Origin of the sequence: Acinetobacter sp. 766875, assembly GCF_000582055.1 — a bacterium.
Classification (GTDB): Bacteria; Pseudomonadota; Gammaproteobacteria; order Pseudomonadales; family Moraxellaceae; genus Acinetobacter; species Acinetobacter nosocomialis.
Genome location: NZ_JEXX01000019.1, coordinates 37839 through 63772 on the forward strand (window position 1 = coordinate 37839; position 25934 = coordinate 63772).

Genomic DNA, 25934 nt, shown 5'->3' on the forward strand with positions numbered 1-25934 from the left:
GCAATAAAAAAGGCGCTAGAAAGCGCCTGTTAAATAATTAAAATTTACATCTGATCTTCAGGATATTGACCAGCACTGATAATGAAGCCACCGATTTCCCGTTGACCATAAAGAATTGGAACAGGATTACCTTGTGCAACTGTGGTAACTGCACCGCCAAAGCCTTTATTCGCTCTGTTTCCATCTTGGTTTTGATCTTGAGTAGTATCAACCTTTGGCATAAGCATCATGGCCACTCCACCAAGCATCATTCCAATACCTGAGCCAATCAATGCAGCACCGAGTGGTGCTCCACCGCCCAATGTGCCTACAGTTACTAAAACCCCCACCACGACCATCACAGCACCCAATACAGTCTGTAATATTCCATTACCGCCTGCACCAACTACACGTGGAACAATATGAATAATCTCAGCTTCAGTATTCATATCAAGCTGTTCTTCACCGATATTGTCACCAGTGATTAGGCGCTTAGTTTCATGGTCATAAATCGCAGGGCGTTTTTTGCCTCGCTTATTACTTGAGTTCTTTGATTTTAAAAACACGGCAAAGCGTAGGCCCTGCTCATGTGCATGCAACATAAAGTGTTCAAAGCCAGCGATCTGAACAGATAATGCACGCATGGCTTCACGTGTATTTGCGACATCGAGCTTAAATTCACGACCAAACTTTTGGCCCAAGATGCCGTACAACTTAATTGTTTTTAACATCTCGATGCCTCAAAATTTTTACCGTGCGATCTTTCCACTGTTGGCCATAAATTTCGCGTACTGACTTTCGGTTATATGGATGATGCAGAATTAAGCTTGAACCTATGCATTGCTCAGTTTGCTCCGATTTAAGCTGTCCATTATCACCCAGCCATATAACTGCATGATTAGGATGCTCGGTACGTCCAACCCGACAAACCAACATATCGCCATATTCTGGTTTATCAACTTCAAAGAAACCTGCTTTTTTGTAATTTTCAAGGTAAAGTGATGGATGATCTTTATCTTCCCACCAGCCATCTTTTCGTTCAAAGTCTGGCAATTTAATACCAAGTTCGCGGTCATAAAAATCACAAACCAATGCATAACAATCCTGATAATGGTGAATATAGTTTCTTCCGACCAATGGAGCACGATAACCACAAGGTTCATAAACTTGAAAATCCAGATCCGGATATGAACAAATTACCCACGGCTTTTGATGTAACTCAATCTGAATTAAGTCTAGTTCTGAGGCTCTTGTAGTTCCGTCAGGGTGTGAATGCACATACGCTAATATCTCGCCCTGGTCTTCTGCTATAGCTAAATCTTCTGGATGGATTTCGAATTGATCAGAGTTTTTAGAAATATTGCGACAAGGAATATATTGCTTATCAATAATCACCCCACAGCACTCGTGTGGATAGCATTCATCAGCATGCGCCATGATTGCTTTTTTTAGTTTCGCTGTAAGTTTCATAAAACCTCACAATAAACTTGAAGCCGGGAAACCACCAAATGGCAGCGGTTTATTTTCACCGAAGCGCATACGGCAAGACCGCAGAAGTCCACCGCATCGATCAAGTGCTGGATTATCAGTTGGCTCATCTTTATCAGTGAACATTGCTACACCTGTGTAACCACATTCTTCGCCCCGATACTTCCCGACCATGCACCAATGACAAAGTGAAGTAATTTGTCGAACTGGGATTTTCAAACCTTCAAAATCAATCGGGTTAGAAAGTTCAAAAGTTACTTGTTGTGCATTTTCAGATGTCTTTTGCTCGATGTACCAGATTTGCTCTTTTGATTCATTCGATGCAGTTGGATTACCTGCTGTGAAGTTTTCAGCATCTAAGTATTTAGCAAGAGTGATAATAACTTTAAGTTTTGCACCAGCAAAGTCTTTAAACTGCAAACAGTAAGCAGACACAGCATTTTGAATGCCGTTGATATTGTTGGCCATGCTTAAAGTTGGCGCTGAAGCTTTACCATCTGAACGCATTTCAAGCCCAGATACTTCCAAAGCCATAGGCTCAAAAACTTGACCCTGCCAGATAATATTGCGGTTCCAAACTTTTTGATCACCGGTATCAAAAATCTTTCCAATACTGCCAGAGTCGGCACCAATTAAACCTTCGGAACCAATTGATGAGTAAATTTTTTCCCAGTCTTCATAAGAAATATGACCATGAAAACGTAAAATGCCAGCTCCAAGTGAGCTGGCATCTAGTTCATACAAATGGATTAATCCATCTACATACAGCTTCTGGAAATCACTATTCAGGGTCATAAGTCACCTCGTCATAGATTGGATTTCCATCTTTGTCTAAGACTGGCACCTCATCAAAAACAGGATTTCCTTCACTATCAACTGCTTGAACCCATTCAAAAACTGGCTCACCATTTTCATTAATGACTGGTTGATTTGATAGGATGGGTGTGCCGTTTTGATCAGTTTGAATGTGGGTTACTGGCTTTTTATAGTTCTTGCCATCCACAATTACAGCTTTTCCTTCATCATCAAATAAATCTTCGTATTTAGTGATATAAGTCAGCTGCGGAGCATATTTTACTTGCTGGACCATACGCGGTTGTTTTTCTGTTCTTGGAATTTTTCTAACGATTGTCTTTTTAATGCTGTTTAATCGAATGTCGATCCATCGCGGCTCACCATTTGCATTGTTCGGAATATCGATTGGTGCATCGAGATTCGCAACAATATCGCCTTCATCATTTAGCTTTTTCTTGAATGTCTTAATTTCAAGATCACCGTTATTAAGTGTTTGATATTCAACCGCACAAATTTTATTGCCATGAGTATCGGTCGGAATTTCAATCCACCAGCCTTCTTTAGCAAAACCGGATGATCCTTTAACAAGGTAATGACCAATGCCTAATTTCTCAAAAGAGAGGGGTTGCTCAGCAGCTTCATCGTTAGGTTCAATTTTATCTGCAAACAATTTAACAACTGGTGATGCTGACTTAATGAAACCATTTGCATCCACAGTTGTATTTTTTGATGACAAGATTTTACGCCACGGCTGAAACGTATTTACATTCCAGTTTACAGACCTGACATAAAAATCGGAGTTATGCGTTATGCTTAATTGCGCACAAGCATCAGTTGAGTCGTTAATATCTAAACTAATAATTGCCTGAGAATTGTTGTCAGGGTAGTCTCCAGCACTTGAAATATTATTACCATTATTTTGCCAATAGAAGGCATTACCACTTCCTCTCAATGTTGATAATTTTTGACTACCTAATCGGATTGACTTTCCAACTCCAAAAGCGCCAACCTCCATCACATTCCCAGCAGCAGTCCCAACATAACGACTAGCTGCATGGTTGTTATTCGTAAAGTTTTCATTTATTTTTGCGCCAGTAGAGCGGAATGTATCACCACCTGCGCCAGTCGGTGCCGTACCTAGATTTACTGTTTGAATTGTCATTTTCTTACTCGCATAAAAAAAGCCCCAGCGAGTGGGGCATGAAAATTATTAAGAATTAGGTGACGGGCACAACTCCGTCTTGTGTGCATGCCGTAGTTTCTTGCATGAGGTCACGACATTAGGAGAAAATTGTATACCAATAGGCTTTTGTTTTTGATCGGGTCAAGAAGTAGTAAAGCCCCCACTTTTTAGCAAGATCTTGCTTGCTTTTACCTGTATATTTTACACATAGCTTAATGAATATATCGGTTGAAAAATGCTTCATTTTGATTTCCTTTGGATGATAAAAAAGGACGCAAATGCGTCCTTTTGTTGAGAATGGATAATTTAAGCTAATTGATCACCAATAAATTTAGCTTTTACTTGAATAACCACACCTGGTATTGCTTCAGTATTACCAACTAAATCATAGCCAGTATCAGTAGGTTTAACCTCTAAAATTAATTCGTAATCACTGATATCACCAAATACAGATACAACATTCCTATCATGTTGTTTTGCATTTAATTTGAGAAGATTGTTTTCAACCCTGCCACGGTATGTAAATCCATAATCTCCACCATTGACCACTCCATCTTTTACCACCACCGTACCCTCACCAAAATCTTGGATAGTGCTTTTGAATTTCACAAAGTAAATTCCGTCTCTCATTTTAACCTCATGCATTAATCGCTGAAAATTCAGCCATTTGATAGTAGGGCATTGATGGTCAAAAGTTAAGAGTCATCAGGGGTAAAAAACTTGGGTGAATGTTGTTGAGATTTGCCAAACATCACCGCCCAAACAGCGTGGTTGATATTCACCTGTTTTAACTCGAACCTCACCGTCTAAAGGCGAATCCCAAAGAAACGAGTCAGCTCCTTTATGGTCATCAAAGAATGCTTTGATTTGCATAATTTCGGCTTTATAAGCCGTTCTTTGATAAGTCCATTCACCAGATCGGTTATTGATACCTACAGCAATGTTTTGTTCATAACCGTCACCAAATTTGCTTGATAACGTATTAAAGCGCTGAGTATTACTATTTCCGTCTAAGTCGCATTCGAAAGTGAATTTAAGGTTGCTCATGATTTTTTGACCACTCAACTTTCATACTTACCGGACTATCTTTAAAACGTTTTTTGCAACTTTCTAGATCCTTCGTATCTTGATCTGGAGCGAATAAACCTGCCCGCCTACTTTCACGAACTCTCCATTCTTTTAATTGCTTGTCCATTAAGTCAGCAATTTTAGTACTCTTAGATTCCTTTTGAAAAATGAGGGTGAATGACAATCCAAAGACGAAACCCGTTGCATATTCAATTAGATTAAAATCAATTAAATTTGCACTTATGTAGAAAACTACAGCAATCAGTAAAGCAAGCAGAAAAGTCATAATGTACTTTTTCACTTTTGTACTCCCATTAAAAAACCCACTCATTCGAGTGGGTTACTTTGATAATAAACCGCCTTGTCGCTGTTGTTGACTTAAGTACTCATTGACATGCCGCGCAATCGCCTCACCTAACCCTATATGCTTATGAGCCACCGATTTAAGAGCTTCATATTGCTTTTCGCTCAAAACAAAAATTACACCATCAATATCTACAAGCCAATTATCGAATTGGATAGGGAAAGTTTCCCCATCTCGTTCATAAGTCTTATTTGCCTCTCTTCCACGTTGACCAACATAGGTTACTGTGCCGCCCAGTAAACGTGTTACTTCATCATGATTACCAGTGTATTGGCCTGTTTTCTTAAATTGAATTGCTTTCATATTTCCTCCTTATAAAACAAAACCCCGCCAAGAGCGGGGTTTTGTTTCTATAAACACTTAGAATTGGTGTTTGTAGAAAAGTTCGTAAAGAATTCTAGTTAGAGATTCTAAATACGGTTGATTTAAATCATTTAGAATAAATGACCTATCTCCTAACCTAAATACCGGTTTTTCTCCGCTACTAACAGAGAATTCACCATGTTTTTTATCTAAATACGAACCAAACTCTAGATAATAATCCAGTAAGTTTTTACTATTAGGGTTCCTAATTAATGCGTAAGCAGTAATTTCAGCGTTTTCCCATGCCACTGGGTTAACATCAGTTCCCATATCTCCTCCTTATTGGTTAATGGGAACTAACTTTTAACTCACTTTAAATAGAAAAATCAATTAATTAATAATTTTCCATTTATGGCACTATTTAGCCAATAAACCGCCTTGTCGCTGCTCTTGCCGGATAATCGTTCTTACCGCATTGCCGATCAATTGCCCAAGCTGCTTAGAGTCATTTTGGGTATCAGTTTTGCTTGATCCATCCGGATTAACTGTTACATAAACATTGATTGGAACTTGACTCGAACTGCTTTGTGTTTGATTTGAATTAATCGCATCAAATTGTCGTGCCTCCCGTCGTGTTGCTATAGCTTCACTAGTATTATTAGAAACATAACCTCCATTTGCATAACCACTTGGTTTACTTTGACGCATGCTTTCAACAACGCTAACACCACCCCAGCGTTTGATATCTTCTTGCGACCATACGACTTCGCCTTTATGCACAATCCCTGCTGGAGTGTGTTTAAGACCATTACCGGTATAACCGCCATCCGCAAATCCTTGCGGGGTTGCAGCTTGGATGAGAGATACAAATGTACCTGATTTAATTGTCGCGATCGCTGCTGCTGCCGCTTTTTGGTACCAAGTACCTGGCTCATTTGCGTAAGCATCTGAAGCAGCTTTCCACATGTTCATTCCAGCCTGCGCCAATGCGAATGCCCGCTGACTTTCATAAAGAATGCGGTATGCACTTGATGACTCACCAAGCATATTTTTAAACATGCCAGCCAATGCCCCTGTGACACTAGCTCCATAACCCAACTGGAGATTCATTGAATCATTTTGATAAGTAGATTCAATCAATTTCAAACGCTCAAAGTGTTCCTTCATGATTTGTTCACGTTGTGCATTTAGAGCTACCATATTTGCATTTGGATCTTGTTCCTGAGTTTCAATATCAGCAAGCTGGCTATCAAATACTTTTTGAGAAGCATCATAACGGCTAAAGCGCTCCTGTTCTAAAGCGAATTGTCCACTATTACCAGTGATACTCGCCTGAATACCATCCCAGTTTTGAACAGCATTATTCACTTTATCGCGTGTCTCTTTATCCTGATTGGCTTTAGATAATGCGATTAGCTTTTGCCGCTCTTCTATAGAAAGCTTGGTATTCTTAAGAATTTCCTCCCGTTCGAGTCTGTAACGTTCCTGCATGGCTTGGGTTTCTGTCAGTAGAGCTTGTTTAGCCTGAAAAAGACGTTGCTCTTGAGCAAGTTTTAGTAAACCTAATTCTTGTTGCTGCTGTAACTTAAACGAATCAATCGCAATTTTGCGCTGTTCTTCTGTTAATTTCCCCTCAGCAACCAGACGTAATGAATTGGTTTCATATGTGTAATCAAGCTTTTGTTCTTCAGTCCACTTATAACCATTTACTTCAAAATCAAATTGTTTTTGAGCTAATTTATCTTCAGCATCAAAACGCTCATTAATTTTTGGGATTAAATTTGATTGACCTAAAATGGTTGCTTTGTTGATTTCCTCCTCTCGTCTTTTGCTTCTAGCAACTGTTTCTGAGTCATATGTTGCCTGTAGCTGTTTAACTTCCTCAAGAGTTTTAGCGCGTGCCTTATATGCTTCATCTTCGAACTTCGAAAGATCGCCGATTGCTTTTGAGGCTGCTTCGGGGTTATCTCCTAAAATTTTACTAAGCTGATTATAGTAAGAGTCTTGTTTGGCTAAATGCTGTGAAGCTTTATCTTTGCCAAGCTTTTTCCCTTCATAATCCCACCCGATAAAATTTTTCCCCACGATTTTTTCTAAACTTCGATAGTCTAAATCATCATTAAGAAGAGCGGCTTTAGATTTGCTATAACTTTTATTAGTCATAACCTCTTGCAATAAAAACTTAGCTTGCGCATCTAAAGCATCTTGGGTTTGCTGGATTTTTCCATTTTTATCTAAAACACCTTGTCCCTGTAAGGACTGCATGAGTTTAGTTGAGCGAGTCTTTTGCCAAGAAATAAATCCAGTATTTGTATAACCATTATTTTCATCCTTATGGCTACCAAACATTGCCTCATTTCTAAAATCATTCTCGCGCCCAACTTGAGCTGTTATTACTCGTGCTTGCTTATCTCCCAATCCAGCATTACGGAAAGCCTGATATACACGAAGCATATTTCTCACTCGCTCATTATTCCCTGCAAGTAGAACAGCTTGTTTGGCAGACTCTTTGGTTTGCTTTCTTTTAGCTTCAGTTAATTTATCTTCTCGCTCCTGTTGTTCTTCGATGATCTTGAGATTTCTAAGTGCGCTATCAATTTCATCTTTAGACAAAATCGCACTCATTCCTTTAGCTTTTTGCAGTTCTAAAATGGCATTAGCTTGAGCAACGGTGTAACCTTTATCAAGCCATCCTGATTTATAGATTGAGTCAATAACGCTATCTTTTTGCTTGGCTTGATAATCTTGTAAAGCCTTTGTTGCCTTTTCAGCCTCACTAGCAGTATTCCCCAAAGCATCCGCTTGCTGTTGATGCTGAGCTGCTGCATTCTGGGCTTTATTACCGGTTAAAGTTACTTCAACACCGAAGATTTTTAACTTGTCAGCAGATTGAGCTGCTTTAACTGAATTTTGATCATATTGGGCAGCTTGCTTTTTAAGATTTTCATATAGATCTGTAGGCAACTTAATTTTATTTAAGCGTTCTATGGCTTCTGTATAGCTGATAGTACCTTTACGTGCCTCTTGAGAAATTTTTTCAACTTCCCAATTGCCACGAGCATAGTTTTCGATATCAATTAATGCAGATGCAACAGAACGTGACGATTTCTCTAATGCTTCATTCTGGGCATTAAATGCAGCTGTTAGATCATTAACAGCTTTTGTCTTATCATTGCCAGCTAATTTTTTTAAAGCCTCATCTGTTCTCTCAGCAACTTTTGCTTGTTCTTCAAGCTTTTTATTAGCTTCAGCTGTGTTGTCTCGCATTAATAAATATCCAGCTGCTAAACTTGCTACTGTAATCCCAATACCAACTGGACCACCAAGTAAACCTAAAAGCCGTGATCCTATCCCTACACTTGCCGCCCCTGCCGCTGCCGATCTAGCTTGTGCTGTTGCCAGTGCACCTTCCGCTACTGCCAACTCTCTAGTAACTTGAGCCTCAATTTTCTTTAACTCAGCCATACGAGTTAATGTCGCTGTTCTGCCTTTTTCAGTAATTTGAGATTTAAGGCGCTGTACTTCTAGAGCTTTCTCAGCCGCAATAGCAGCTAAAGTTGCTTGAGTATTTGCAACAACTGTTTGAGTGCTAATTACTTGTTGAGCTGCAGCTGCGCGCTCGGCTTGAATTGCAGCATATTGCGTAACTGTTTGAGCAGCTAATTCCTTAATTTTTGCAGCTACAGCAACACCTGAGGCATAAATTGCAGGAATGTAGGTTCCAAGCCAATAAGCACCACCAACCATCATTGCAGAAGTTAAAACATCTAGGTTTCCGGCTAAAGTCTGAATGTTGCCCGCTAAAACTTGTGCTGCACCTGAGCCCTTTCCTGACTCCCCAACAAATTTAGTAATCTCGTTGTTGAGCAGCGTCAAAGACTGTCCAATAGTGATATCGGTTTTTGCAAAAAGTGCATCTACATCTTTTTCTACATTTCTAAGTGCTTTTACAATCTCTTGAGAAGTAATTTTTCCTTCTGCAGCTACTGACCGTAATTCGCCTACAGTAATACCCATACCCTGAGCAATTGCTTTAGCTAATGCTGGGGTTTGCTCCATTACAGAATTAAGTTCTTCTCCACGCAACGTTCCACTTGCCAAGGCCTGCCCAAATTGAACCAAAGCAGCATCTGCGGCTTGTGCACTTGCACCACTGATAGCAACAGCTTTAGACACTGTTTCAGTTAAACGAGCAGTGTCATCCATTGTGAGATTAAGTGTTTTTGCATTATCACTAAAACGTTGATACACCTGCAATACAGAATCCCAAGCTGAATATGTCTTTTGAGCAATTCGGAAAGTGTCCTCAGTAGCCTTATTTAGCTCAACTTGGTTGTTAGTCACTAACTTAAGGCGGTTCTGAAGCCCTGTGTAAGTGTCCATCTTAGAAATTGCAGCACTTACAGTAACTAATCCAGCCATATATCCAGCAAGCTGACGCGTAGCGACAGACAAACCATCCATAGACTTCGTGGCAAAGTCTCCCTTGCGCTCAATGCTATCTAATTCATTGCCTAGATTACGCGCATTACGTTCAGCATTTTTTGAATCTATGACAATTACTAAACGAGATTCTTGTGCCATCTTACTTTCCTCTAGGCAATAAAAAACCCACTCAATGAGTGGGTTTGTGAATAAAGTTGCTTTACCAATCAGCATTAACTTTTTGTTGAGTTTTGATCTTTTCAGCCATTTGATCAGATGATTTATTTAATTCATCCATAATTATTTTAGCTGATGGATAATTTTCGGTAATAGTACGATTGGTTTCACTATAGCGAACTCCGCTAATTACCTGTGCTGGTTTATAGTGAGTAAGATTATCGTAACTTACTTTCATTTTCCCATCTTTTGTATCTACGCGCACTGTGAAATCTACTCGATCACCAGCAGTAACAGTCATACAATCAGCAAACCCAGAACAACGGTATGGCATATTACCTTTGCCAATAATTGAACCCGTAGTCTTATCTTCGTACTGAATTACTGCATTTGCTGAGCGAAAAGCTGTTGCAAACCATTGACGTGCGCCATCATAAATTTGGCCTTGCTTTAATCCATCTATTTGATAAACCTTTTCAAACTTTACAGGTTCTGATGGTTGCTGAGGGGTAGTAGCACACCCAACTAATCCCAAACTCAATAATCCAGTTGCCAATAATTTTTTCATGAATTTCACCGTTTGTTATAAAGTGTACTAACTTTAACAAACTGGTTACTAAATGTCACATAAAGCAAAACCACCCGAAGGTGGTTTCTATCATTCAATATCAGGCAAATCCATTGGATTGTGCTTACTAATTGATAAAACAAAGATTTCAGTTTTACTAGTTCTTTGAAAATGTAAAACCTGATCAGATGTAGAATAATTTGCACCTTTTCTGGTTTGCCAAGATGGTAAACCAATATGAGCATGCCAAAGATCCATCTCCTGAGCATATTTAGCTCTTTCTTTATGATCTTGGTAACACTCAGGAACTTTCCAAGAAGGTGAAATTTTACCCTTCCAACCTGTTAAGCCATTCTGTTCATAATGTTCTAAAAAATCATCAATCAAGTCTAATTTTTCATCAGTGAAAACATTATCGTAATAATACAAAAACTCATCACTAAGTATTGCAGTGTAAAAAGGCTTTATTGAGTCAGTGTTAGAAGTGGATTTTTCTAATCCGTCGTTTGTTGAACTTTCTTCGCCCATGCTCTTCTTTCTTCACGAGTTAATCCTGAAGGCATTTTATACGATTTTTGCTTAGTTAGGGCAATAAGATGCTGAATATCAACACCTAAATGATGATTTTTGTCCGCATGGATTGTTGCGGGATGAACCACAGCGCAATCGATCATGAAAATCTCCAAATACGGATTAGATAAATAATTCTAAAATAAAAGTAATATCATTATTAGCAATACTTTCAATTCAAACTAAGGCTAATAACATTTACTATTGAAAATATAATATTTCTTAATGACATCTATGTCAATTAGAAATTACATTCTTAAACCCTTAACCTTTAATTTTAAATTATTATAATTCAACAACTTAAAAAAGGTAACTTTTAAGAATTTTAGAAAAACTATGCTAAAAGTGCGGTATATTGTGCATTTCTTAAAATACCCCGCACTCGATTTTGTTTTAAGAAATAAAACCTTAAACGTTTTATTTCTTCACCTTAAACTTCTTTTGTGACTCATCTAAAAACAAGTTATCTATAGCAAAAATACAATCATTAAAGATGTCTCTATCGACTGGCAATTCATACTGCTCACAGTATGCTGAGATAGCCGAAATATCCAAAGACAGCGGAATACCTTGCTCATATCGTCTAGACCGTGAAATAACGTTATAAGCAGAAAGAATCGCATTTGATGTATAAGAATACTCGGGTTTCTCAATGACCTTGGCAGCTTGAAGATTTAAGGCTTTTGCGATCGCTGCTTGCTTCGCGTTGTAGTCGCTCGCTTCTTCTTCTGAGTTGAACTTGCACCAGTTGTAGAGGGCTGTGACTTTCCCACCACTTCATTCCTGAATGCATCTGCTTCTTTCTGGATATCTTCAGCTTCTTGCTTTACATATAGCCAAATAGAAATGCCGATATCCCCCATATTTAAAAGCTTTACTGCATTTTCAGGTGAATACTCAGGTTCAGTTTCAACCACTTCACCGCCGTCAATCTTTTCTTCAAAAACTACGCCTTTCCAGTCTTCTATTAGATGACATGCAGCAGCTTCGAGAAGTAATTCGTGGTAAAGCTTGTCATCTTTTCCTGCCTTACTGACATCAAAACCTTTAGAGTTAATCTGATTACTCGCACGCTCTAAGGCAACTTGATATGGTTTGTATCCATTTCCGCGAATTTTAAACTCAGCCAGTACATTTCCTTCCGTGTCTGTATATTCTCGCCATTTACTGACAGTTTTGCTTGTTTGAATGGTTACTTTTAAAGCCATTTTCTACTCCAAAAAAAAGCAGCCATAAAGGCTGCCATCAGTAAAATTAAATTAAGGATTTGGGTTTGGTGCTGGAATACGGGTAATGATTGGCGATTCTTCAACTACCTTATATTCAAATGAAGCATTTAAAATGTCGCTGTTTCCACCACTCGGTAATGGTGCTGTAATTTCAGCTTTAGGAATAAAAATTTCGTAAGAATTACCCAAAGTGTCTGTAATTGGGACCTTCAATGAAATTGAAGTGTTGGTGAACTGTTTTTCGTACATGTCTGAAGTATTTCGTGACCATGCAGCAGTAAATGAACCTGTGCCGGCTGCTAGTGTTTCTAAAATAGCTCTAGCATTGATTCCTTCACCTAAGCATTTTTGCAACTTCATAGTGTTATCCCATTTGAATGAGAATTGCGTCAAGCAAGAGATACCTGCTTGAGATACCCCATCAAGTAAGATTTCACCAACAGAAACATTAGATAGCTTAGGACTGTTATCTGCTGGAGTTACTGCCCCAGCGGGTGGTGTTGAGAAGTTAGTTCGACCTAAAGCCATTAGGCCAAATGCCATCGAAATTAAGCCTGCTTCAGGAATTTCAATACTAAAGGTATTTACATGACAACCTCGGAAAACGTGGTAATCATTTACGTCTTCAAAGCCGCGAAGTACTGAGAATGTTTGGCGAAGTGCCCCACCAAAAGTAAGGACATTGGATGACCAGCTATTAAAGGCTGCCGCTGCCATTAAATCTTGCACAAGTTGGCTATATTTTGCCTCACACTTTAATTCACCGGCATATTCTGCGCCTGTAATCATTGATGAGCGAGCAATGCGCCCGCTAGTGATAGACTTTGACTCTTCTTTAGAAACTGTTGCATCCAAGCCGTTATCTGTAAATTCAAATGTAGTCCGAGCAAACGGTGTCGGTGTTACACCTACCGTTGTTTCTCTTGCAATTTGCGTTATCTGACGCGCACCACTCGACATGGCTTATTACTCCTAACTAGGCATAAAAAAAGCCACCCGAAGGTGGCCGTTAAATTTTTGGCGTAAAAAAACCGCCTTTTGGGCGGTGTGATTTAATTTAAGTAACTATCTTTCATATCAATTGACTGTAAATCCAATGGTCACATTCTGCTGCACAAAATCTCCATCTTTACCTGCATCTATTGTTTGACCCTGAAAACATTCTAAATGCTCGAATCTGAAATATTCAAAATGGGAAAGCAATTCAACACTTAATACAGTTATTTCCTCGTCTCCAGTATTCGGTCTTGCAAAGCATTGGATCAGGATATTTCCTGTGCGGCGAGTGCAAGGCTTATCAGCTAATCCAGCAATGAAACTTGGCCCCCATTTAATTGTCAAACTACACCATAAACCTTTAGTTGGTACCGTAAAGCCTGGAGCATTTGGATATTTAATTCTGTCTTGAGAAATTCCTGTGAAGCTCATCATACGGTCGACTATTGCTTGCCTAGCTTCCTCTAAAGTCATTGCCATTTAGCCACCATACTTTTGAGTAATGTAAGTAAACGTTGTGCTGTAGATACCCAACGGAGCTTGATCAGACCAACCATTCTCTAAGCGCTCAGCATAGGGCTGGTTGTTTTGAATATAGATCAAACTACCAAGTTTAAATTTCACAGCTTGAATCGCAGCATCTTGCAATGCATTAGTAGAAGGCTCTCGCACACCGTAATCACCAGATCCAATAGAAACAATATGTGAAGCTCGATAAGCACCTGTATCGACAGGACTTGAAACAACGAGTGATTGCACTGTATCCATGGTGATTTTTTTTACATGCTCATCTGCCTGTTTCTCAACTTCAAAACTAAAGCTGCTCGGCCTTGCTCCCTTCCACCCCATGTTTTTTAACCTCACTTGCTTCGAACATTTCAAAAAGGTCTTGAGCGATCGCTTGAATCGAATACGCTTCAAACTCTACACTCGGCTCGCGCTCACCCATTCGCCGTTTTACTATTTGCCAGATATGAACAGCCTCATGTAAAAGCAATCCATAAACTTGTATTTGGTCCTTATCCGCTGTATCACCAATTTGGACAATTGCATAAGCGCCGTCTGAATAAGAACTAACCTGAGCATCTGCCCCCATATCTAAAAATTGATCAGCTTTGCCCATATCTTCAAATAACAAATCCATATGTATTTGATTTCTAGCAAGTGCATATTTGACATGTTGAAACGGTGAAATGTACCACTCAGGAACATAATCAAGATTAATCATTTAAGTCCCTATACTTTTCGAAGCTGACATTTCCAACTTGCACCAATTGGGTCCTGTTTAATATGCATGATTCGAAAGGTACCTTGCGCCGTACTCCATTCATCATCAATCATTGGCTCTTTGGTAACTTCATTCTGCAGCACAATAGCTTTTTTATCTGTTGCCAATACTCCAAGTGTTAAAATCTCATATTGGTTATACGAACCAAACAAAACGCCTCTCCCTTTATAATGCTCAATTACATTTTCAGAAGTATTCGTTTTAGGATTCCACTTTGTGCTTACAACCCGCTCACATGTAAAGGTATGAACGGCGTCCGCCAAATCATCATTAAATGCTTCAGCAATGTCTGCCTGAATTTCGTCACGTAAGCCCATATCATGCCCTGTAAAGTGGTATGCCAAAGCCATTAAAACTTGCATTTGGATCTTTCAAATCAAGCGAATCAATATAATCAATTGCTATCTGTTCAAAGCTAGAAATCGCTTCAGTACCTTCTTGATACTCTTTTTCAGATTCGACTGAATCAGCTTTAACTTTCTTTCGTTTAAGCAACTGCTCTTTGCCGTTATAAATTACTTTGGCCAGAATTCCTTTGATAATTTCACATGCAGCATCTTTAAGAAGTGGATCAATTGGATCTGGCACAAAACCTATTTTGTTTTTCATCCAAACATTTGCAAGTTGAACCAGACGAGCTTTATCACTGTCTGGTGCAAAATCGCTGCCCAAAATTGAATTTGCGTCATCTACAGTAATAAAGCTCATTTCATTATTCCTTCGGGATTAATTTAAGGAGTTCTGCTTTGGTTGCAGATGGTTTGTAGCCAATATCTTTACTGGCCAAAAACTCTTTTAATTGATCATTTGACCAATTTTCAAAATCATTTGTCGCCGTATCCGTTGCTGGATTTTCTGCTGCCTTTCCAGCATCCAATTCAGCTATACGCGCTTGCATAGCAGCAACATCATTTTTAAAAGCCTCAAACTCTGCTTGAATGCTTACTACCTTTCCTTCAGCCGCTTTAGCAGCATTGTCAGCTTGGAGTACAGCATCTTTTAAACGTGAGTTTTCAGAAATTAACTCCGAACTATCACCACTAGCTTGTTCCAAGATTTCGATTTTCTGTTTAAGTTGCCCGTTTTCTTCAATAACCTTTTCACATTCAGCTTTTGCATCATTAATCACAGCTTGAAGTTCAGGGATGACTCCTACCTCGACATTTACCGTGGCCATAGTCGTTTTTTGTGGCTCTTCCAACTTACGAACTTCAACTGGAATATCCAGAGCTTCGTAATCATTTTGGATTTTCGGGTAATCACCGTAAATAATTACTTCTTTTGCTTTCAGATTTGGGGTTTCATAATAGTCAGGGTTAGCAATAATGCCCGTCTCTAATGCAGCCAGTGCTGCAATGCGTGTATAGATAATCTTCATGGCGCTTTTCTCTTAATAATAAAAAAGAGGGCTTATTAGCCCTCTTACGGTTTTAATTTTTAGGTTTTAACCAGTTGTCGCTGTACCTGATAAATCAAGTAAGGTACCTGCTGTCATTTTGTTGCTGGTTGCATATTTAATCCAGTTAGCACTTGAACCAAGTAATGTAAGATCAGGATTTTCACCTTTCGATGTATCCCAACTATAACCAAGAATATCTAGGTTAAATGCACCTTCAGCACGCATACCGATTGCTAAGTTTTCTTCATCATTGATGTCATAAGCTCGGAAGCCCGGTACTTGTGATTCAGTTACTGTTACAGCACCATACTGCAAGCCAAAAGCATCGTTATCACCTACAGCATCCGTCACCAATACCGGCTTTCCTAAGGTTCCTGGTAAACCACCATAGATAACGATTTCAGATTCACCGTAAATTTGCTTAGTGATAGCATCATCGACAATATCGAAATATGTATCTGAGTTCATCACCCATAAGCCAATTCGGCCAAACTTATCACCAAACTTTCGCATACCACGAGTTAATGCTTTGCGGCCATCAACAACGATACTTCCTTTCGCAACCATATCGGGATTACTAGAAATAGCAGCTTTTAAAGAAGCTAGGCTGTACTCTAAACGACCAGCAACCAATGCATCAGCAAGATCGTAACCAACAACCATAGCAAATTCTTCTGGTGTACGAGCACGGCGCTTAAATGCCTCTTCAGTAGATGCATAAGGGCCATATTTATATGGAATTTTTACACCTACAGACTCACCTGCACCGATTTTTTCCGGAGTTACTTTTGCATTGGAGTTCACATCACGATGTTTAATGCTACCACCAACTTTGTAGAATGCATTTTTATTGAAGTCACCTTGAATGATTTCATTACGATAAATAATCGCACCATTGGAAGCTTCATTAAAGACATTCAAATTGTCTTGTAAACGTTCTAAATACGCTGTTTGAGCCAGTTGGTTGTAGATGATCATGTCGGAATTAACTGTCGTAGTCATAACTACTTATCTCCAAATATTTAATGATTAGTTCGGTAGTTTTAGGAAGGCATCATTGCCATGTTCTTTGATGTAATCTGCTTTCTGAGAAACAGACATTTCACTGCGTTTCATTCCAGTAGGTGCTCCACCTTTGCCCCCACCTTGAAAACCGCCACCAGTTCCTTTACCACCTTTAAGAATTAAGTCTTTATGCTGGTATCCACCAACCAATGACTCTAAAGCTTCATCAACATTTGCAAGTTCACCGGGACGTACACGTGAATAAATCTTTTCACCGTTCTGATCGTATGCAACCACCTTGCCCTCTTCGATTTTGAAGTGATGGCCAAAGGTCGCTTGCACCATATCCACAGGTACTGCAATGTTGTCTTGAATGTACTTAGAACGAGCAAAACCACCGCCGATTAGTTCTTTATGTAAAGAGGCTTCTAGAGCATCACGTTGCGCAACAATCGGGGCATATTTTTCCTCAACTGCTTTGATAGCTTCAGCTTTAACTTTCTCAACTTCACCGGCATCCACCAGCTTTTTATCGTCGAGATTTTGGATTGTTTGTAATGCCTTTTTAGCTGCCGCTGGGTCTTCGATTCCATCAAAAGCTTTTAATGCTTTTTCGGCTGCTTCTTTGGCTTCACGATGTGTTTTAGCTTCATTGTTTAAGCGTGCAATTGTTGCTACCGAGTGTGGTGCATCATGTGGCATTTCTTTGCCGTCATCATGAATATAGATCGGCTTATCACCGTCTACTTCCGCATAAACTTTACCGTCGATTGTTACTGTTTTAAGTTTCATTGGTCATCCAACCTATATATACAAAATGGGCATCCGCCCGGATTCGCCGTTAGCATCCGCTTTCGGCAGGCAATAAAAAAGCGCCCTTTAGGACGCTTCATTTCTATAAATGATTATTTACTTAAAGCTTGGCGTACAAATGCATCTTTTGCTTCAAGTAGCTTTCTTAATCCTGTGGATTTTTCAGGCCCGTCAGGAAGTTGCTCATCCATTTGCCGAGCTAAATCACCAATTGGCTTACTAACTTGCTGCAAATGTTCAGGTAAATGTTCATATTGGAAATATTGGATAATAGGGCTTGGCATTTTCTTCTCGCAAAAAAAGCACCCGAAGGTGCTATGGTTAAAAATTAAGTTCTATTTGATGAGTGCAATTGCTTTTAATCTTTCAAAAGTAAAACCATAAATTGCCATGGCTTGAAACCTTAATTTGAAGAAATGGCACCAGAATTCATTTTGTGCTCAGAATATATTGAGCATCTGACATATTGATTTGCTTTTCAGGCATTTGTAGTACCTTTCGCTACGTTTCCTTTGCACCCCAAACCTTTTGTCTAGGTTCATCACCAACTAAGCGGATGCCTTGAGGACCACCTACATCAAATGTTGCCGTGATAGTCGCTGGACCCTCAAAAACACTACAATTCATTTTTACAGCGGTTAATCCAGCTAATGGAATACCTGTTTCCTCGTCACAAAGAGCAAGATGAGAAGATTTATCTGAAACTCTTTTAAGTACTAAATGCCTAACTTTTGATTCACTCATAAGCCAAACTCCATAAATGACAAAAGCGCTGTTTGGGCGCTTATATAGGTGAAAATTGTGTCTTAAGTGAGTTTAGAATTACCTGTAATCGGCAATAATTACTCACAGTTAAATCCAGTTCCAACAAGGTCTTTTTTCAAATTTGAAACGAGATTTTGTTGTTCCTGCTGTTGTCCACTAAGATAATTTTTATCTAGAGTCTCTGCACCATCAATAGATTTATAAAGCTCTTTAGATTCCTCTAAATTGTCTTTTAAAAACGTGGTGAGGTTTAGTTTCGCCTGGGCAGCTCTACATAAATTATTTTTAGCTTCTAAATCTTGAGTAGCCTGTTTTACTTGACCAGTTGTAGGATCAAAAGAATATGCATTTGCCATTGCTGACTCCAAAGCTTCAGACAATCGATCATATTCTTTAAGATATTTTTGACTTGGTTCAGCTAAACAAGTGATGGAAATTAGGGTTAGACATACAAAAGCTATTGTTTTCATATTGTATAAATTCTGATGTTTTAAAAAATATAACATAAGAAAAATTACAGACCCAACTTTTTAAAAGCTTTTTCATCCAACTTTCTCAAATCATCTAAGCTATAGAAACGGCCTTCAGGATCAAAGAACTTTTCAAAATCAAATTTTCCTTCCTTATAGAGCTTGTAACGCTTCGGCCCTAGCCACTCTTTTTGAAAGAAATCATCTGTCTTTTTAAAGAATTCTTTAAAAGTGGTATTGGCATCTAACTGTCCTATTAACTGGCTTCGCTCTTCTTTGGGGATGTCTTTAACTCTACGTTCGTCCATTACAAATGGCCGTTCGCCAACAAGTTGACCGTCCTTCTCGACCGGAACCAAGATACTGCGACAGTTAGGATGTAACGGCGGCACTCGCTTTGCCGGATCATTTATTTCCCACACTGAACCATCTAATGAAGCGCAAAGCTTAGAAGTTCGTCCATCTAAAACGCTAACAAATCGGACATATTCAAAGCCAATTTGGTTGAAGCTATTTAGATAGGCTTGATTAGCTACATGACTTCGCACAGTTCTTACCGTTCGCTCAATATCAGTTTTGGTACCATTTAAGATCCCATCTTCATAGTTAAGCCGTTTGCTCCCTCGAATACGCTGAACAATTTCTTGGTTAGTTTTGCCTGAATTAATACCATCTCGAATTGCATACTCAACCTTTTGACGGGCACTTTCAGCAATTCTTGAAAGCAGATCATCGACAAGAGCGCCACCTGCCAACGGAACTTTTTTAGCGGATAAGAATAGTTTTTCCCCATCAGGCTTATTAATTTTTGCTCCATAGAGCTTAGCTACGTAATTGGCCTCATAAACAGCCAGCGCCGTAGCAGAAACGGCAAAAGCTTCAGGTAATGCTAAATTAACACTGGCAAACCATTGGGCAATCAAATCCCTAATTTCCCTTAAATTTGAAGTTGTATATTTACCACCAGCTAAAGCAACTTTCTCCGACTCATTAAGCTCATCCAATAAATCCCGAAGCTTAGATAGCATCTTGCTCGTATCATCATTGAATAAAGCCAATAACTCATTTACCGTTTTTGATGAAGCACGATAAAGATAGGCCTGGTGCTGAGTGAGTGCTTCAAATAGTTTTTTGATATCTGTTGCCATCTCACTCTACCTTTTGATTTAAAGTCCCATCTTGCTCTGCTTCAACATTCTGAAGCTCTTCTTCATATTTTTGTTTAGGGAACATACCTGTTTGGTTGTATTCCCACCATGATTTAAATGAAGATCGGCCTTGTAGAGCTGCTTCAAATAACTGTCGAGCTAACTCAGCTAAATAACCCTGTTTGTTAAATTCTTGACTGATTTCGAACATCAAATCATCTTTAGTTAGAACATCCACATTAGGCGTTACAAACTTAGCAGCCCATCGTAATGCTGCTGACAAGCCTTCATTCATATTAACGACACAGAGCGAAAGAACTGAATGCTGAACGGCGTCATCACTATTTGCCTCTGTAGCAGTCTTTTTGCTTCCAGAACCCTTCTCGATTAAACGTGCCCCCATCTCCTTCATTTTTTCCCACTTGTCTTTCATGGCTTCCCGGGCAAGCGTATTAGGATCAGCTTGAACAATACCTAGACCACCATTTTCAGGTAAAGGCAAAAGTACTTTCGCTCCAATGTAGATGCCACGTTTCTTGGCTTGGTCATACCACTCCCAATTAACACCCTTCGCATAGTATTGAGGTTGCCCCATATAAAAAACGGACTCTTGAAAGTCCGCACTGTCTCTGTAATGGGCTAAATTGAGATTAGCCAAAGGAAGTAATGGTGGCTTTTTAATCTCTTCTGAATTATCAATTGCACCTACAAATGTAAAAGGTATATAGGTCCAGAAATTCCCGTTGTAATCTGTTGGAAACTTCTTCTCTCCGCCAACCCAGTTACCCTTTTCACCCTTTGTGTACACCTGAACGGAATAAATATATTCCCCATTTCCCTCTTGCTCTAAACGAAGTACACGATATTGCTCTTGTTCGGTTTTACTAAATCCATCAGCACCGCGCTCAGACCTAAATTCACGGATAACTACGAGACAAAGTTTTTTCTGGTTATCGACCATTACTGAATCCCAATTCACTACATCTATGGCATTCAATAAATGAATCATTGGATAGGCTTTTTGCGCTTTAAATTCCGCTAGATTACGAGCTGGTGGCACATCAGGATAATCAACATATAAAGCGCAACGATAATGCTTCAATAAGTGGCGAATTCCATTTTGAGCCAATTGATAAGTACTTAAACCGGCTCCATTCGCATTACGTTCTAAATGAGCAAGGTCGGGAGGAAATTTAAAACTTGGATCTGTTGCAAAAGCTGCTCCAACTAAACTATTTGATGTAGTCCCTGTTACTTCATAAAAGACTGCACGAGTAAGATAAGCCTCATAAGCGCTTTTATTTGCAGGTGACTTATCATGTGCATTTGGCATCGGCAAATATTTTTCACCTTTAGCCTTAACTGCATCTTCACCTTCACAAACATCATCAAGTTTTTGCCAGTATGGCAAGTTTTTAACATATTCAGCATGTTGAAAAGTTACATCACTCATCGAGCAAATCCCATATCAGCGAAGAAGGTTTCAAATCCTTCATGTAATTCATTAAAAGCGTCAGATCCACCATCTACCTGATCGTCATTTGTTCCATTAGGGAAATTCCGAAGTTCTTCAATAAAGGCTTTGTTCCAATCACCTTTAAGCATTCGAACATTCCCAACATTTACTTGAGCGGCAAAAGGCTGTGCCCGAGTGATCTTGTCACCCGATACTGGTTTTGCAACCACATGGTAGCCACTGAGAAGTTTTGTAAATGCCAGAGCTTGAGATTTCCCTGCTTGACCAGGGTCCTGAGGAATTCGAACAGTTACGTTTTTTCCGTCAAGCTCAGTGGTTTGCTTTAAGCGTTTATTTACATTGTCAGGGCCAAGCTGTCCTCTTGTAACATCGACAATGTAAGTAAAACCATCTGCACCAAGAGCTTCTCTAACACCTGCAGTAAAGTCGCCTTCATTCTCAGTAGCACCAAAGTCCCAAGCCCTTACTTGCTTCACTACATCAGCAGGTAAAGCATCCACAATTTCAATATTGTCAGGCTTAAAAAAACCGCCTGCTGGCGGTGATGGCATTTGACGATATTGCCCGGCAAAAACATACGGAGCAGCTTGCTCCATTTGCTTCAACTTTTGGATATTGTGTTTTGCTGGCCACAGTGCGGATCCGTCTTCCTGAATAGCTGAAAGACATAGATGCTCCCACACTTCACCGTTACCACCAGCTACAGGAACGCCGTCTTTTCTATCACCTAGCAACCATCCAGCTAAATCATCTTCATGAAGTCGCTGCATAATCACAATGATCGGCGTATCTGGCGAGTTAGTACGCGATTCGAGTGTGTTCTGAAACCAATCAATTACCCCTTCTCGAATAGTTTTTGATGAAGCTTCATGTGCTTTGTGCGGGTCATCAATAATAATGCAGCCGCCAAAGCCTTTACGAAGTTTTCCTGCACCAAAACCGGTAATCGTGCCGCCTGTACCAGTCGCATAGCAGACACCACCTTGGGAAGTTCTCCAGAAGTCTTTAGCCTTACTATCATCACGCAATGTAAGCTCGGGAAAGACTTTTCTATACGCCTCTTCTTGCACAAGGGTTCGTATTTGGAAGGCATTATTTGCGGCAAGCATTGCCGAGTAACTGATATGAATAAACTCACAGTCTGGATTCTTACCAAAACACCAAGCCATGAAATTAATTACAGCAATTTCAGTTTTAGAATATCGTGGTGGAACGTTAATAATTAACCGCTTTATCTCTCCGCGATAAACTTTCATTAAAGCTTCGCAGATTTCTAAGTGGTGCCAATTTTGCATCCATTTATAACCACGGCGCTCCTTAAACATGTACCTTGTGAAGAAATATAAATCTTCTTGCGCCTCGATTCGGATGGCTTTATCCCGAGCCGCATCAGTACTCATCTAAGACTTCCCTCCGCGCTTTTAAGTAATCTTCCATTGGAACTGGAATTTCAGAATTAACTGTTTGGACTGGTCCGCCGTCTTTGCCTGTAATTTCTTGGCGATTAGTAAATTGACCACCAATATCTTTAGCGGCTTGTTCAAGAATTTTTAAGGCTGTTTTGACGTTTCTAGTCTTCTCAAGCTGTCTTTGGTATTGCTTCAGTCGGTAATACTTGTTAGCAATAGGAATATCAATTAAGCCTTTATCAAACTCATCTCTGGTTTTTTCAAATAGTTCGACATACTTTTTGCTTAAGTTTTTACCAGCAACTTTTGTAGGGTCATAAGTTGCAACTTGAACACGATCTATATCAACGCCAAACTCTTGTTTTACGAGTTCAGCCACTTCTTGAGGTGTATCACGACAAGCAAGAGACTGAACTATAAAGATTTTCACAGGCTCTTTTAGTGTCGCCATAACTTCCTCATCGTATAACTACGTATAACAAAATGGGCAAAAAAAAGAGCCATTAGGCTCAATTGATTACACAGTTGCCGCAGCATTTTGAAATATCAACATTCGAAACAAACGGCGGATTCTTTGCGACTTCAATAAGTCGCTTAACATTTTTGCTTGGTCCATAACGTTTAACTACGCCAATAAACTCTTCAACGTCATGACCTGCAAGATAGTGCTTAGGAAGACCAGAACTATCGCTATAAACAATTTCTCCGTCCTCGTCTCTCATCACTCCAATGTGGTAAAGCTCATGTTCAAGCAAATAACAGAACTCTGTATCGTTTGCACGCTCACAGAAAGAAGCGTCGACAGTTATTAAGTATGTTGGCACAAAGCCGAACCAGTCACGCATCTGTTGCTCTTGTCTAGCTTTACGCCAGCCACCGACGTTAAACATTACTTTTTCACACTGCCCCAGTACCATCGCCTGCTTGCTTTTATATGCAGAAGAGGCCCAAGCAAATGCCAAGAACTCTTCATTATCATGAAGTAACTCAGCAATATGATCATGATCTGGATTATAAAGAGGCCCACCAATCGTTAAGTAATTAGCCACAACCCATTTTTTTAGGTCTGGAGCCGGTATTAAACGAATTGCTTCCTCTTCTTCAGCTTGATCAATAAAATCAGTTGGAGGAAATGGTCTGATCTGATCCATTAAATATTTGCCTCTTTAAATTTTTTAGCCATTCACTAGCGTATTGAGTCCGTAACTGCAAAGGTCCAGACTCATCAATGCCACATCTTGAAGCTGTCTCTATGCGAACTACGGTGTAGCCCATCTCTTCAGCCATATCGTAACGATCAAGACTACAAGCTTTATTTTTAAGTTTGCCCTTACGACCGCCAGACCATGGACCACCCGCAATTTCAACTAGTATTCGATACTCAATTAAATGAAAGTCAAACCGCCAGTGCTTAGTAGACTTAAACTGGAATTTCTTTTCGTACTTAATTTCCAGATTGTCTAAAGCTTCAGTAAATTCTTCCTCTGCCTCTAAGTACTTTTGAGTAGCTTTAGGTAGCGGTCTGGATTTAGGCTTGGTTTTAGGTTCTTTTTTCCGAGTAAGCCAAAAGTATTCTGTAGAATCCATTATTCTCACCCATAAAAAAACCGCCCTAAGGCGGTGGCTAAACTCACAGGCAATATAGTATTACTTCTTAAAAGTTGCCTTATAAAGCTTGGAATTAAAGTAATCCGTAATTTCTTTACCTTCGTTTTGAATTTTTTCCTCATTTAAGGGTAAAAAATCTAATTCAGATTTGAAGCTCATATACTCTGGAATAAATTTCTTTATAGGCGGAGGTGGTTTAGGTCCACCTTCTGTAATTTTTTCGATAAATCCAGCTAACCATAAAATATACTCACCTTCTGAATTATGAGGAGGAATCAAACTCACATCTATTTTTACTTTACATTCATCTAATTGTTTACTAAACAATTCAACAAAATCAATAAAATTATATTTTAATTTAAATTTTGTTCCCTTAATTTCTCTGCGTATACATGTCATAAGTAAGTTCATATTTTCAATACAGTCATGTGAAAACAATTCCTCATCTTTAATTTTGTTATAAATATTTTCCGCAAACATGAGATACTGTGTCATTTCAGCAGCTCCTCATTTTTATAAAGTATTTTTCTTAAGGTAGCCCTATTATAACAATGTTGCAACAAGAAATTTTCCATTTTTAGTTTAAGAAAATTTTAAAAATTATAAAAACGATTATATTCAATAAATTAGTACAAATAAAAGCTATGGAAATTTGATCTTTCTGTTGAGCTTTAAAATGGATTATTGTGTTTAAATCATTAATTTAAAAAGCTTGCCTAGTAGGTAAGCTCCCCTTTTTTTGATATTTGCGCTGATCAATAAGGTTTAGTGTTACTTAAAGCAACACACTGATAATACTGAAATATTTAAAAATAAAAAAGCCCACTTCCTATTTTTATTCAGAAATGGGCTTAGCGAAAAAAAACGCTTAGACCTGAAATAGGAAATATCTATTCGGAAATATCTCCAACTTCATATTGGCATAATATTTAAGCACTAGCAATAGGGATTGAATTAAAAATATTAAATATTCATATTTAAATAGATAAAGATTTCTTTTTAAATAGTTTTATTTTTAGCCTACATAATTTTTTTACTTATCAAGAGTTATAAAGAATATGTGCCCATCAATAGGTAATACTTAATAAGGTCTTATGTGTAGTAACCATTAGGCTCTAGAGACTAAGAACTCAAACTGACTAAAAATAAAAAATAATTAATTTTCAATATTAATGATCATATACTGCAAAGTTATGTATATTCCAACTTCTCCATTGTTGAGTGCCTCATATAAGTCTTCATCAACGAAATCTCCAGATTCATCATATAGCCATTTATGAATTTGAATAATTTGTATATTCCCTTTTTTGTCTATTCTTGCTATTGGGTCTATTACGGACCGAACTATCACCTTCTTCTTCGTCTTAACATCGAGCAATGTGATAATTGTCATTTTAAAATCCTTAT

34 protein-coding genes are annotated in these 25934 nt (G+C 38.9%); all 34 read right to left on the reverse strand.

What is annotated here, in order from left to right; genetic code table 11:
• Window positions 1–44: 44 nt before the first annotated feature.
• Window positions 45–710 (reverse strand): tail assembly protein, encoded by a 666-nt coding sequence (locus tag J576_RS14610; protein WP_033855655.1) that lies wholly within the window; start codon window positions 708–710, stop codon window positions 45–47.
• Complete coding sequence (locus J576_RS14615) at window positions 694–1449, reverse strand: C40 family peptidase (RefSeq protein ID WP_033855656.1); 756 nt, start codon at window positions 1447–1449, stop codon at window positions 694–696. The genes J576_RS14610 and J576_RS14615 overlap by 17 nt, the downstream gene beginning before the upstream one ends.
• A 6-nt stretch (window positions 1450–1455) precedes the next feature.
• Window positions 1456–2262, reverse strand: coding sequence for a phage minor tail protein L (locus J576_RS14620; protein WP_033855657.1), 807 nt, complete (start codon window positions 2260–2262; stop codon window positions 1456–1458).
• Entirely contained in the window at window positions 2249–3424 is a 1176-nt protein-coding gene (locus J576_RS14625; protein WP_033855658.1) for a pyocin knob domain-containing protein, read from the reverse strand. Before J576_RS14625 ends, J576_RS14620 begins: the two co-directional genes overlap by 14 nt.
• A gap of 327 nt (window positions 3425–3751) precedes the next feature.
• Window positions 3752–4075 (reverse strand): GrlR family regulatory protein, encoded by a 324-nt coding sequence (locus tag J576_RS14630; RefSeq protein WP_001204598.1) that lies wholly within the window; start codon window positions 4073–4075, stop codon window positions 3752–3754.
• A 75-nt stretch (window positions 4076–4150) separates the two neighbouring features.
• Window positions 4151–4492, reverse strand: a complete 342-nt coding sequence (locus J576_RS14635) for a phage tail protein (RefSeq protein WP_023188281.1) — start codon at window positions 4490–4492, stop codon at window positions 4151–4153.
• A complete protein-coding gene (locus tag J576_RS14640; RefSeq protein WP_033855659.1) occupies window positions 4479–4844 on the reverse strand; it encodes a hypothetical protein in 366 nt (121 codons plus the stop codon). Before J576_RS14640 ends, J576_RS14635 begins: the two co-directional genes overlap by 14 nt.
• Before the next feature lie 9 nt (window positions 4845–4853).
• The gene (locus J576_RS14645) at window positions 4854–5180 is read right to left on the reverse strand and encodes a hypothetical protein (protein ID WP_031965414.1); all 327 of its coding nucleotides are present in this window, start codon (window positions 5178–5180) and stop codon (window positions 4854–4856) included.
• A gap of 57 nt (window positions 5181–5237) precedes the next feature.
• Window positions 5238–5510, reverse strand: coding sequence for a hypothetical protein (locus J576_RS14650; RefSeq protein WP_000536302.1), 273 nt, complete (start codon window positions 5508–5510; stop codon window positions 5238–5240).
• 87 nt (window positions 5511–5597) lie between these two features.
• Window positions 5598–9764, reverse strand: coding sequence for a tape measure protein (locus J576_RS14655; protein WP_033855677.1), 4167 nt, complete (start codon window positions 9762–9764; stop codon window positions 5598–5600).
• A 61-nt stretch (window positions 9765–9825) separates the two neighbouring features.
• Window positions 9826–10350 (reverse strand): DUF4468 domain-containing protein, encoded by a 525-nt coding sequence (locus tag J576_RS14660; protein WP_000734557.1) that lies wholly within the window; start codon window positions 10348–10350, stop codon window positions 9826–9828.
• A gap of 90 nt (window positions 10351–10440) precedes the next feature.
• Window positions 10441–10878, reverse strand: coding sequence for a hypothetical protein (locus J576_RS14665; protein ID WP_000503551.1), 438 nt, complete (start codon window positions 10876–10878; stop codon window positions 10441–10443).
• Window positions 10845–11024, reverse strand: a complete 180-nt coding sequence (locus J576_RS14670; RefSeq protein WP_000564460.1) for a hypothetical protein — start codon at window positions 11022–11024, stop codon at window positions 10845–10847. The genes J576_RS14665 and J576_RS14670 overlap by 34 nt, the downstream gene beginning before the upstream one ends.
• A gap of 570 nt (window positions 11025–11594) precedes the next feature.
• A complete protein-coding gene (locus J576_RS14675; RefSeq protein WP_001185625.1) occupies window positions 11595–12128 on the reverse strand; it encodes a phage-derived protein YdaY family protein in 534 nt (177 codons plus the stop codon).
• 51 nt (window positions 12129–12179) lie between these two features.
• A complete protein-coding gene (locus J576_RS14680) occupies window positions 12180–13109 on the reverse strand; it encodes a phage tail tube protein (protein ID WP_000094303.1) in 930 nt (309 codons plus the stop codon).
• A gap of 117 nt (window positions 13110–13226) precedes the next feature.
• The gene (locus J576_RS14685) at window positions 13227–13625 is read right to left on the reverse strand and encodes a hypothetical protein (protein WP_001251835.1); all 399 of its coding nucleotides are present in this window, start codon (window positions 13623–13625) and stop codon (window positions 13227–13229) included.
• Window positions 13626–13994 (reverse strand): hypothetical protein, encoded by a 369-nt coding sequence (locus J576_RS14690; protein ID WP_004736755.1) that lies wholly within the window; start codon window positions 13992–13994, stop codon window positions 13626–13628.
• Window positions 13960–14373: a hypothetical protein gene (locus J576_RS14695; RefSeq protein ID WP_033855660.1), complete on the reverse strand. Its 414-nt coding sequence runs from the start codon at window positions 14371–14373 to the stop codon at window positions 13960–13962. Before J576_RS14695 ends, J576_RS14690 begins: the two co-directional genes overlap by 35 nt.
• Before the next feature lie 8 nt (window positions 14374–14381).
• Entirely contained in the window at window positions 14382–14795 is a 414-nt protein-coding gene (locus J576_RS14700; protein ID WP_068967804.1) for a glutamate 5-kinase, read from the reverse strand.
• The gene (locus J576_RS14705) at window positions 14752–15141 is read right to left on the reverse strand and encodes a VHS/ENTH/ANTH domain-containing protein (protein WP_033855662.1); all 390 of its coding nucleotides are present in this window, start codon (window positions 15139–15141) and stop codon (window positions 14752–14754) included. Before J576_RS14705 ends, J576_RS14700 begins: the two co-directional genes overlap by 44 nt.
• A gap of 4 nt (window positions 15142–15145) precedes the next feature.
• On the reverse strand, window positions 15146–15811 hold the full coding sequence (locus J576_RS14710) for an Ish1 domain-containing protein (RefSeq protein ID WP_033855663.1): 666 nt from the start codon (window positions 15809–15811) through the stop codon (window positions 15146–15148).
• 66 nt (window positions 15812–15877) lie between these two features.
• Window positions 15878–16834 (reverse strand): major capsid protein, encoded by a 957-nt coding sequence (locus J576_RS14715; RefSeq protein WP_000214189.1) that lies wholly within the window; start codon window positions 16832–16834, stop codon window positions 15878–15880.
• A 27-nt stretch (window positions 16835–16861) separates the two neighbouring features.
• The gene (locus tag J576_RS14720; RefSeq protein ID WP_033855664.1) at window positions 16862–17629 is read right to left on the reverse strand and encodes a DUF6651 domain-containing protein; all 768 of its coding nucleotides are present in this window, start codon (window positions 17627–17629) and stop codon (window positions 16862–16864) included.
• Window positions 17630–17742: 113 nt separating this feature from the next.
• The gene (locus tag J576_RS14725) at window positions 17743–17934 is read right to left on the reverse strand and encodes a hypothetical protein (protein WP_001139861.1); all 192 of its coding nucleotides are present in this window, start codon (window positions 17932–17934) and stop codon (window positions 17743–17745) included.
• Window positions 17935–18151: 217 nt separating this feature from the next.
• A complete protein-coding gene (locus J576_RS14730) occupies window positions 18152–18394 on the reverse strand; it encodes a hypothetical protein (protein ID WP_000004361.1) in 243 nt (80 codons plus the stop codon).
• Window positions 18395–18492: 98 nt separating this feature from the next.
• Window positions 18493–18921 carry a hypothetical protein gene (locus J576_RS14735; protein ID WP_005135095.1) on the reverse strand — a complete coding sequence of 143 codons (429 nt, stop codon included), beginning with the start codon at window positions 18919–18921 and terminating at the stop codon, window positions 18493–18495.
• Between the two features lie 8 nt (window positions 18922–18929).
• Window positions 18930–20033 carry a minor capsid protein gene (locus tag J576_RS14740; RefSeq protein WP_033855665.1) on the reverse strand — a complete coding sequence of 368 codons (1104 nt, stop codon included), beginning with the start codon at window positions 20031–20033 and terminating at the stop codon, window positions 18930–18932.
• A 1-nt stretch (window position 20034) separates the two neighbouring features.
• Complete coding sequence (locus J576_RS14745; protein WP_005135092.1) at window positions 20035–21486, reverse strand: DUF4055 domain-containing protein; 1452 nt, start codon at window positions 21484–21486, stop codon at window positions 20035–20037.
• Window positions 21483–22910 (reverse strand): phage terminase large subunit, encoded by a 1428-nt coding sequence (terL, locus tag J576_RS14750; protein WP_005135090.1) that lies wholly within the window; start codon window positions 22908–22910, stop codon window positions 21483–21485. The genes J576_RS14745 and terL overlap by 4 nt, the downstream gene beginning before the upstream one ends.
• A complete protein-coding gene (locus J576_RS14755) occupies window positions 22900–23370 on the reverse strand; it encodes a DUF2280 domain-containing protein (protein ID WP_000212566.1) in 471 nt (156 codons plus the stop codon). The genes terL and J576_RS14755 overlap by 11 nt, the downstream gene beginning before the upstream one ends.
• 58 nt (window positions 23371–23428) lie before the next feature.
• Window positions 23429–24070 carry a putative metallopeptidase gene (locus J576_RS14760; protein WP_033855666.1) on the reverse strand — a complete coding sequence of 214 codons (642 nt, stop codon included), beginning with the start codon at window positions 24068–24070 and terminating at the stop codon, window positions 23429–23431.
• A complete protein-coding gene (locus tag J576_RS14765) occupies window positions 24039–24506 on the reverse strand; it encodes a hypothetical protein (RefSeq protein ID WP_033855667.1) in 468 nt (155 codons plus the stop codon). The genes J576_RS14760 and J576_RS14765 overlap by 32 nt, the downstream gene beginning before the upstream one ends.
• A gap of 60 nt (window positions 24507–24566) precedes the next feature.
• Entirely contained in the window at window positions 24567–25022 is a 456-nt protein-coding gene (locus J576_RS14770) for a hypothetical protein (protein ID WP_000195754.1), read from the reverse strand.
• Window positions 25023–25683: 661 nt separating this feature from the next.
• The gene (locus J576_RS14775; protein WP_000152665.1) at window positions 25684–25920 is read right to left on the reverse strand and encodes a hypothetical protein; all 237 of its coding nucleotides are present in this window, start codon (window positions 25918–25920) and stop codon (window positions 25684–25686) included.
• Window positions 25921–25934: the final 14 nt, after the last annotated feature.

Bases quoted from the DNA above. Each gene is read 5' to 3' on its own strand.
- J576_RS14735 (WP_005135095.1), bottom strand. From the start codon at position 18,921: ATGTTATATTTTTTAAAACATCAGAATTTATACAATATGAAAACAATA.
- J576_RS14640 (WP_033855659.1), bottom strand. From the start codon at position 4,844: ATGAGTGGGTTTTTTAATGGGAGTACAAAAGTGAAAAAGTACATTATG.
- J576_RS14650 (WP_000536302.1), bottom strand. From the start codon at position 5,510: ATGGGAACTGATGTTAACCCAGTGGCATGGGAAAACGCTGAAATTACT.
- J576_RS14615 (WP_033855656.1), bottom strand. From the start codon at position 1,449: ATGAAACTTACAGCGAAACTAAAAAAAGCAATCATGGCGCATGCTGAT.
- J576_RS14705 (WP_033855662.1), bottom strand. From the start codon at position 15,141: ATGAGCTTTATTACTGTAGATGACGCAAATTCAATTTTGGGCAGCGAT.
- J576_RS14670 (WP_000564460.1), bottom strand. From the start codon at position 11,024: ATGATCGATTGCGCTGTGGTTCATCCCGCAACAATCCATGCGGACAAA.
- J576_RS14625 (WP_033855658.1), bottom strand. From the start codon at position 3,424: ATGACAATTCAAACAGTAAATCTAGGTACGGCACCGACTGGCGCAGGT.
- J576_RS14620 (WP_033855657.1), bottom strand. From the start codon at position 2,262: ATGACCCTGAATAGTGATTTCCAGAAGCTGTATGTAGATGGATTAATC.
- J576_RS14645 (WP_031965414.1), bottom strand. From the start codon at position 5,180: ATGAAAGCAATTCAATTTAAGAAAACAGGCCAATACACTGGTAATCAT.
- J576_RS14655 (WP_033855677.1), bottom strand. From the start codon at position 9,764: ATGGCACAAGAATCTCGTTTAGTAATTGTCATAGATTCAAAAAATGCT.
- J576_RS14685 (WP_001251835.1), bottom strand. From the start codon at position 13,625: ATGGCAATGACTTTAGAGGAAGCTAGGCAAGCAATAGTCGACCGTATG.
- J576_RS14660 (WP_000734557.1), bottom strand. From the start codon at position 10,350: ATGAAAAAATTATTGGCAACTGGATTATTGAGTTTGGGATTAGTTGGG.
- J576_RS14690 (WP_004736755.1), bottom strand. From the start codon at position 13,994: ATGGGGTGGAAGGGAGCAAGGCCGAGCAGCTTTAGTTTTGAAGTTGAG.
- J576_RS14680 (WP_000094303.1), bottom strand. From the start codon at position 13,109: ATGTCGAGTGGTGCGCGTCAGATAACGCAAATTGCAAGAGAAACAACG.
- J576_RS14635 (WP_023188281.1), bottom strand. From the start codon at position 4,492: ATGAGCAACCTTAAATTCACTTTCGAATGCGACTTAGACGGAAATAGT.
- J576_RS14745 (WP_005135092.1), bottom strand. From the start codon at position 21,486: ATGAGTGATGTAACTTTTCAACATGCTGAATATGTTAAAAACTTGCCA.
- J576_RS14720 (WP_033855664.1), bottom strand. From the start codon at position 17,629: ATGAAACTTAAAACAGTAACAATCGACGGTAAAGTTTATGCGGAAGTA.
- J576_RS14700 (WP_068967804.1), bottom strand. From the start codon at position 14,795: ATGCAAGTTTTAATGGCTTTGGCATACCACTTTACAGGGCATGATATG.
- J576_RS14665 (WP_000503551.1), bottom strand. From the start codon at position 10,878: ATGGGCGAAGAAAGTTCAACAAACGACGGATTAGAAAAATCCACTTCT.
- J576_RS14675 (WP_001185625.1), bottom strand. From the start codon at position 12,128: ATGGCTTTAAAAGTAACCATTCAAACAAGCAAAACTGTCAGTAAATGG.
- J576_RS14710 (WP_033855663.1), bottom strand. From the start codon at position 15,811: ATGAAGATTATCTATACACGCATTGCAGCACTGGCTGCATTAGAGACG.
- J576_RS14740 (WP_033855665.1), bottom strand. From the start codon at position 20,033: ATGGCAACAGATATCAAAAAACTATTTGAAGCACTCACTCAGCACCAG.
- terL (WP_005135090.1), bottom strand. From the start codon at position 22,910: ATGAGTACTGATGCGGCTCGGGATAAAGCCATCCGAATCGAGGCGCAA.
- J576_RS14755 (WP_000212566.1), bottom strand. From the start codon at position 23,370: ATGGCGACACTAAAAGAGCCTGTGAAAATCTTTATAGTTCAGTCTCTT.
- J576_RS14695 (WP_033855660.1), bottom strand. From the start codon at position 14,373: ATGATTAATCTTGATTATGTTCCTGAGTGGTACATTTCACCGTTTCAA.
- J576_RS14725 (WP_001139861.1), bottom strand. From the start codon at position 17,934: ATGCCAAGCCCTATTATCCAATATTTCCAATATGAACATTTACCTGAA.
- J576_RS14775 (WP_000152665.1), bottom strand. From the start codon at position 25,920: ATGACAATTATCACATTGCTCGATGTTAAGACGAAGAAGAAGGTGATA.
- J576_RS14715 (WP_000214189.1), bottom strand. From the start codon at position 16,834: ATGACTACGACAGTTAATTCCGACATGATCATCTACAACCAACTGGCT.
- J576_RS14765 (WP_033855667.1), bottom strand. From the start codon at position 24,506: ATGGATTCTACAGAATACTTTTGGCTTACTCGGAAAAAAGAACCTAAA.
- J576_RS14730 (WP_000004361.1), bottom strand. From the start codon at position 18,394: ATGAGTGAATCAAAAGTTAGGCATTTAGTACTTAAAAGAGTTTCAGAT.
- J576_RS14770 (WP_000195754.1), bottom strand. From the start codon at position 25,022: ATGACACAGTATCTCATGTTTGCGGAAAATATTTATAACAAAATTAAA.
- J576_RS14760 (WP_033855666.1), bottom strand. From the start codon at position 24,070: ATGGATCAGATCAGACCATTTCCTCCAACTGATTTTATTGATCAAGCT.
- J576_RS14630 (WP_001204598.1), bottom strand. From the start codon at position 4,075: ATGAGAGACGGAATTTACTTTGTGAAATTCAAAAGCACTATCCAAGAT.
- J576_RS14610 (WP_033855655.1), bottom strand. From the start codon at position 710: ATGTTAAAAACAATTAAGTTGTACGGCATCTTGGGCCAAAAGTTTGGT.